The organism is Bacillus sp. 7884-1 (genome assembly GCF_002272245.1).
Lineage (GTDB): Bacteria > Bacillota > Bacilli > Bacillales > Cytobacillaceae > Neobacillus.
The window spans coordinates 41,965-49,667 of the sequence record NZ_NPDD01000153.1 but is presented as its reverse complement, the minus strand read 5'-3'; the positions used below and the strand labels follow the sequence as shown (position 1 = coordinate 49,667).

At 37.9% G+C, this 7,703-nt stretch carries 2 protein-coding genes; both read right to left on the bottom strand.

The window, feature by feature from the left end:
- Nucleotides 1-3,305, bottom strand: a 3,305-nt coding sequence (locus tag CHI06_RS18080; protein ID WP_095250024.1) for a S8 family serine peptidase, incomplete at its 3' end; no start/stop codon positions are given.
- Nucleotides 3,306-3,895: 590 nt separating this feature from the next.
- The gene (locus CHI06_RS18075) at nt 3,896-7,447 is read right to left on the bottom strand and encodes a S8 family serine peptidase (protein ID WP_095250023.1); all 3,552 of its coding nucleotides are present in this window, start codon (nt 7,445-7,447) and stop codon (nt 3,896-3,898) included.
- Between the last annotated feature and the right edge of the window lie 256 nt (nt 7,448-7,703).

Genomic DNA, 7,703 nt, shown 5'->3' with positions numbered 1-7,703 from the left:
ATGCCAATTGCCAAAATATGACCTGGCTCCTGTTGCGTTATTGGTCTACCCCATACATCCCACGCTGAAAGGAATAACCACTGATCTATATACGAGCGTTCTCCGTATACTTCATAAGTGACATTACCAGCCCAGTCAAATGGTACTACGATTACACTTTTCGGTTCAGTATTTACTAGCAAGGACGTTTGTGTTGCAGTAATATATTTAGCACTGCCATTGACATAAACCATCGATTTTGTTAAGCCACTTCCCCCTGCATTATCCATCATGTCCCAAGTAATCAAATACTTATTTTCTGGTGTTTTGTTGACTTGAATATTTTCTACTTTTGGTGCAACAGAATCTATATTAATCGGAAGCTTAGTCTTTTGTGGACGTGCTCCTTCATAATCTAATGTGCTCTCCATAATAAATTGATACTTTCCGTCTGGAACATATTTTCCATCATCTGATTTCAAATTCCAGATATACCCACCCCAAGTGAACTCGCCATTTGACATTATATTTTTTCTGAATTTCCACGGTTCTCCTGTTCCAGTAAAATCACTGTAATCTCCAAGATAACGAACTCGATTACCTGATGCATCTTCAACGTACATGTCCACCTTTTTTACATTCCGCAAGGTGGTAAACTGCGAATAAACACCTTGATTCGCAGCATGTGGAGAGATGGCCATTCTTTCTTCTGAGAATGTTTTGTCCGCTTTATCATACCCAAGTGCTACAGGTGGTTTGCCAAGCCAGTTTTTCTGACCATAGTAAGGAAATAGAGCTGTTTCTTGTAAAAATGCATTTTTGTCCCACATCGGTGCATCTAAGTTCTGAGGTTGATCCCAGTCACCATAAAAGCCCATATACGGAATGGTTAATGACGGAATCGAAGCTTGATCTCCATTTTTCGGAACAAAGCGAACAAATCCCTCAACAAATATATTTTTCTTCAATCCATCTGGAAGTTTAATATCCACTTCTAAATCTTGAAGATGACCTTTTTTTACGGTAAAGGTGGCAGGTGTTGTATGGCTAAAATCTTTTCCGTTGATCTTCGCTGCTGCTCCTTCGATCCGGTTACTTGTTAGCTTTAGCACTTCCATCGTCTTTTCAATTTTCCCATCGCGATTTAAATCTAGGTCTTTCTGCTCGGTATCATCTGTTAAAAGGTCTAGGTAGACATCATAAGTAATCTCTTCTGGGGTAGATTTACCCGCTAACGCCTCTACCTCCAGCATAAATTTCACTTTATCTTGCTTAATCTCTTTTAACTCCACAGCAGCTGCATTTTCTGGATTAGCAAACTTATCTTTGACTAATACAGGTGTTTTTAGTGCATTAGCAATCTGCATCATCCCTGAACCTTGTTTACGTGGAGAATATGGAATGTTACTTTCTTTTGTAGGGTCCATTAAGATTTGAGCTGTATTCATCAAAGCTGTTTTCGCCCGATAAATAGCATCTGAACCTCTTGTCACGCCTTTTTCATAAAGCGACTGTAACACTAGGGCTCCTGCACCCGCTACATGTGGCGAAGCCATCGAAGTTCCGCTATATATTTCATATTTGTTATCCATGACAGTAGAATAAATCTTACCACCAGGTGCGGTGATTTCAGGCTTAAAATCAAGGGTATGCGGTGCTCCATATGATGAGAAACCAGACATGGTCCCCTTGGTATTATTATCGATTAAGGTTCCCTTACCCACTTTAACCTTAATCTTTTCACCATTTTTCAAACGTTGAATTAAGTCCTTTCCTTCAGCAATCCCAGTACTAACTCCTGGAATGTTGCCATAAGGAGAAAAAAGTAATTTGGCATAATTTCCTAGTGTAGCTAAAGGTACCATTATTACTCCTTTTGCTCCATTCTTTTGAGTAGGAGATTGTATGTATTGTTCACTACCCGCCCATTGTTGTTCTGCAACCACGATTTTGTCCTTTACATCTTTTCCAGCGAAATCCTGGGTACTACCATAACCTACATAAACTAACTCAATCTCTTCACCTGGAGCAAATACATTTGCCATTTGAACATAACCTGCATGGCGTTTGTAAATAAGTGGTTTCCCATCTGGAAGAGTAAGTGTGTCCATATGGACTTTATCATTTTCATAAGAAGCTACTTGTAAAGCAAATGGACTTGAACCAGGTGCTCCTACTACTCCAATATCAGGATTCTGAGCATATGGTGCATGAGAATATGCGGTTGATCCACTTCTAGTACTGTAGTATGCGTTTCCACCTGCTGCAACCACTAATACTCCATTCTCTGTAGCAGTACGAACTGCTTTTTGGATTGGATCTTCTTCATCCACAAAAGCACCGTCAGTTCCTAAGCTCATGTTGATGACATCGGCATCCATTTCTACCGCGTGATTGATTCCGGCTATGATATCATCTGCAAATGCCCCTCCATAATAATCGGAAAAGACTTTTTCCGCTAGGATCTGTACATCAGGTGCAATCCCTTTTACCCTGTCTATTTCATCGGTTCCATTGGCTCCAATCGTTCCTGCTACATGCATTCCATGTGAGGTAGCATGAGGGAGAACATCTTGATCTCGGTCAGCCCAATCGTAACCAGTTGGTACTTTATCTGTATACCAGCGATCATCAACAGCTGTTTCAGCTAATTTAGCTTCTATAGTGGCAGAAGACCACTTGGCTTTCTCTTTTCCTTTGTCAGACAAGGTTAGATCTTGATGGCGATAGTCCACTCCGGTATCGACAACAGCAACCACCATCCCCTCACCATGGTACCCTAACTCTTCCCATACTTTTTTCGCTTGTACGATGGATTGGCTAGAGCTCATCGTTTGTTGATAGGTTTGTGCAATATGTACACGAGCCACTCCAGGTAATTTTTCGATTTCTTTGATATTTTTAAACTGTGTATCCATACTGAAGCCATTCAAACCTGTCACAAAGTGATGTCGCTCTTTCACATTCCACTTTTTCGTTTCTTTCATCTCTTGGATCAATGATTTTTGAGCTTGCTTTAATTTTTTCTTTTCAGCCTCATTTCCTTTAGCACTGTGTACAGGTTCTCCTGTCATTTCCACAATCACTCGTACAGAATCGTTAGGAGCATATTGAGAATCAACTGGCTTGTGGGCTTGCTCTAATGTCACCTTCTCTTGATCAGTCTGTTGGTTCTCTAACAAACTAGTCTCCAATACTGAGTTGGTAAATAGTGACTCGTTTGAGGTTTCATTCGTTTCCGCAAAAACTGTAAATGATGAAAGAAGTAAAGATGTTACAGCTGCAGTAGTCATCACCTTAAATGCCTTCAATTTACTCTTGGTCATTAACTTTGCTCCTTTTTTATTTGATTTAAGTTCTATATTTATTACATTTTACGAGATTAGTAATTTATCAAAATTACCATTACTAACCATTTCCAAATAATTAAATACAATTAGTATTGTACATAAACCAAAAATCACAGTAAATTGGGGGAATAAAGCATAGTTCGATAGACTTAAATGTTAAAAGTTTCATTAAAAAGATTGTCAGTTAAACAATATAAAAATAGAATTTTAAGTTATTAACGAGAAAAATATTTCTAGATTTTGTCGAAATCAACATTATTAGTCGAGTACTCTCTCTTAAATTAGGGGAAATAAACATAATTAAAAGAATTTTACGATTTCATAAAAAAATCAGTTTATTAAAATGTGTATAAAGAACTAGAATCTAATATGGTATTTTGGACACATATAATGTAGAAATATAATATTAATTACCGAATGGCCCTTACATTCTTTGATCATGTGAAATAAAAGAAAAAAGCCAACCCTTTTGCAAGGGTCAGCTCCATCTGTATCAAATCTATAAACTTCGCAAAACTGAAAAGTTTTGGGGATCGGAAGCAGAAGAACCGTCCCCTTGCTTCCTATTATTGCAATACTGTTACTTGTTTAGGTGGTGCTGTTACTTTTAAACCGTCTTTTGTAACTGCATCGATTGAGATATAATACGTACCATTTGGAAGGTCCTCAGGTACCCAACTTGTTTTTAGTGCATGTTCATTTTTTACTTCCAATGTATCAAGAATCTTTCCGCTTGCATCTTTCACATTAATCGTCCAGTCTACTCGGCTATAAGCAAAGGCGGAGATTTTTGCTGGTTTGGTTAGACTCAAATTGGTATTAGGATAAACTTGGACCGTTTGAATCACCATTCCAGAATTTATATAGCTCGGATCTCCCCACGTAGTCCAAGACATATTTCCTGCAAAATCCAAGGCTAAAATCACAATACTTTTCGGTTCTGTAGTAGTGAGTATAGATTTTTGCCCAATTGCTGGTGTTGGGTTATGAAATTTTCCATTAATCCAAATAACTGCAGAATTAAAGTCACTTGCATTGTCTTGCGCATCGAAGGAAACTTCGTATTTTCCGTTCGTTGGCGTTACTTGAATATTGGAAACGGTCGGAGAGACTGAATCGACCGTCATTGGCATTTTAACCACCTGTGGGCGTGCGTTTTCATAAGCTAATGTTGTTTTGATAACATATTGGTATACACCGTCTGGTACGAATTGACCGGATGTGTCTTTCATATCCCATTTATATCCGTCATACTTATTATCACCATATGACATAATATTTTTTCTGTATTTCCATGGTGTTCCAGTGTATTCACTAAAATCGCCTAAATTTTTAATGAGATTGCCAGATTGATCTTCAACATACATTTCAACTTTATCTAAATTACGTAAGGCTGTAAAGGTCGAATAGATACCTACGTTTTGAAAGTTTGGCGAGAATGCAATACGGTTAAGATGGAATTGACCAGTAACCGGGTTATGTCCCAATGGATATCTTTCTGAACTATCATCCCAAAGTGCCGTATATCCTACAAATGCATCTTTCTCCCATGCTGGAAGATCGATATTTTGTAGTTCATCCCATTTCCCATAGAAGCCCATATAAGGAACCGTTAAAGGTACTGCCTTTTCTTGGTCTTTGGCTACTGGAACTAAACGAACAAATCCTTCTACAAAACTATTTTTCTTTAAGGAATCTGGTAAATTTAGATTAACAGTAAGCAGTTTTGTTTGACCTGGTTTGAATTTAACTAATGCTCCTGTTTTATATGTTACTGTATTATCATTTACAGTGACAGTCGCTCCATCAATACGTTCGCTAGATAATGCTAAATACTCTTTTGAATCCAATACCCCATCAGCATCTAAGTCAAATTCTTTCATTTCAGTCTTATCTTTTAGTACATCAACATACACATTGTATTCAATATCAGCACTATTATTTTGACCCTTAGGAACGTCGAATGCTTCCACGTTTAATTTAAAGCTTGTATTTTGACCGATTTCCTTTAAAGCAACCGCTCCAGCTTGTTCTAAAGGCGTGTCTTTTCTTGTCACAATGACAGGAGTGTTTATCGCATTTTGAATTTTCATTAACCCAGAACCTTGTACACGTGGGGAATATGGAGCTTCTCCATTCGTTCTTGGATCCATAACCACATTAGCTGTATTCATTAAAGCAATTTTTGCTTTCAGAACGGTATCTTCTGAATGGGTTAATCCTTTTTGATAAAGTGCCTGCAATAGCAATGCAGAAGCGCCTGCAACATGAGGTGTTGCCATTGATGTCCCACTCATCACTTCATAAGCATTTCCCGGCATAGTGGAATAAATATTTCCACCAGGAGCAGAAATCTCTGGTTTAAAATCTAATGTACTAGGTGAACCTAAACTTGAAAAATGGGACATTGTGTCTTTCGCTGGGTTATCTACCAAAGTAGCGCCTGTAAATTTCATACTTAAATATTGACCACTTGGCAGACTACTCATTTTTTTCAGTAATGCTTCACCTGCAGCTATACTTGTTGTGGCAGTTCGTGCGTAAATTGCTGCAACTGGGCTTAAACTTAAAGTAGGATAATCAGGTACACCCTTACCAGCAGGCGGTATCATAATGACTGCAGTTGCTCCGGCACTCTTAGCTGTCATTTGAACGGATGAATAAGTACTATATGCATTTAATAGTTTTACTACCGCAATGTAGTTAGTTTTGCCTTTAGGATAATCTGTAGCATACTTTCCTTCGTTTACGTATACCATATCGTAGCTAACATCTGGTGAAAGATTCTTTGAGACTTTAAAATTATACGATGCTGGGAATTGCGTTTGATCCTTGAACGGGAGCGATATACCATTTACTTCGTCTAGTTTATTTACATGCAGTTTTGTATTTTCATAGGAAGCAACAGTTAGAGCAGATGGACTAACACCCGGTTGACCAACTGTTCCAATATCAGGATTTTCTGCATATGGTTTCAATGACGACCCAGTGATGTTATTCTTTGTACTGTAGGCTGAATTACCAGCTGCCACGACAACTAGTGTACCCTGTTCTGTCGCCACTCGGATTGCCTTTTGAACCGGATCATGTTCTTCATCTACATAGCCTGCATCTACACCTAAACTCATGTTGATAACATCTGCACCCATTGTAACGGCATGCTCAATACCTGCTATAAGATCATCTTCCTGGGCACCGCCACCTTTATCTGAAAATACCTTTTCAGCTAAAAGTTGAACACCTGGTGCAATACCCGCAACACCACCATTCGTTTCGTCACCGTTTGCTCCAATAGTTCCTGCAACGTGTGTACCATGTGGATTACCAGTTGGTGCAGGAATAACATTTGTATCATTGTCTGCCCAATCATATCCTGTTGGAACTTTATCGGAATACCAAATTTCGTTTACGTCTGTCTCTTCAAATTTTTGATTCATTTTATTTTGTGTCCATTTTTCTTTCGCTTTTGCATCATCCGATAGTTTCATATCCTGGTGCGAATAATCAATTCCGGAATCAACGACTGCTACTACTAGGCCTTCACCTTTATATCCGTATTGCTCCCATACTTTTTGAGCTTGTACTAATTCTTTACTTACGTCCATCGTTGCCTGGAATGTTCTAGCAACATGAACATGCGTAACGCCCGGCATAGATTGGATATCCTTTAAATTTTGGAACTCTGTTTCGATACTGAATCCGTTAAACCCTTCAAAATAACGGTGGTTCACTTTAGAAGGCGTTTTTGATTTAGTGTTAGCGATTTGGTCGATGACTTTGTCTTGCTTTTGCTTCATTAATGATTTTTTATTTTTAGATGAATTGTCCACATCTATTGGTTGTTCCACTTGTACGATTAAACGAACAACATCAGTTGGGTTATAGGCTTTAAGCGAACCTTCTTTATTCATGTCTTTATTATATATATCATTACTTACAGGATCTAACTTGTCTTGATCAAAAACTAAATTCCTTCCTTGTTCCACTATATTTTCAAAGGCTTCTGACGCGGTTGAAGTGTCATTCGTTTCAGCAAAAGCTGTGAATGATGAAAGGAGTAAGGTAGTTACAGCTGCAGTAGTCATCACTTTTAATGGCTTAAATTTACTATTATTCATTTACGTCTCTCCCTTTTTCTTGGTGTCTTATATTTATTTCACTACGATTACGAGATTAGGAATTTAATAAAGTTATAGGAATAATAACTTTACGGTTAATGCTAACCCTTATGAGTAAATAAATATAATTCAAATTGTACATGCACCATAAAACACAGTAAATTGGGGGAATAATCGCATAGTCCAATAGACTTATAATCATCTATGGGATTTTATTAAAAACATTGTCAAATAAACAATATTTAAATAGAATTTC

Coding starts and splice junctions, on each gene's coding strand:
- CHI06_RS18075 (WP_095250023.1), bottom strand. CDS start 7,447: ATGAATAATAGTAAATTTAAGCCATTAAAAGTGATGACTACTGCAGCT.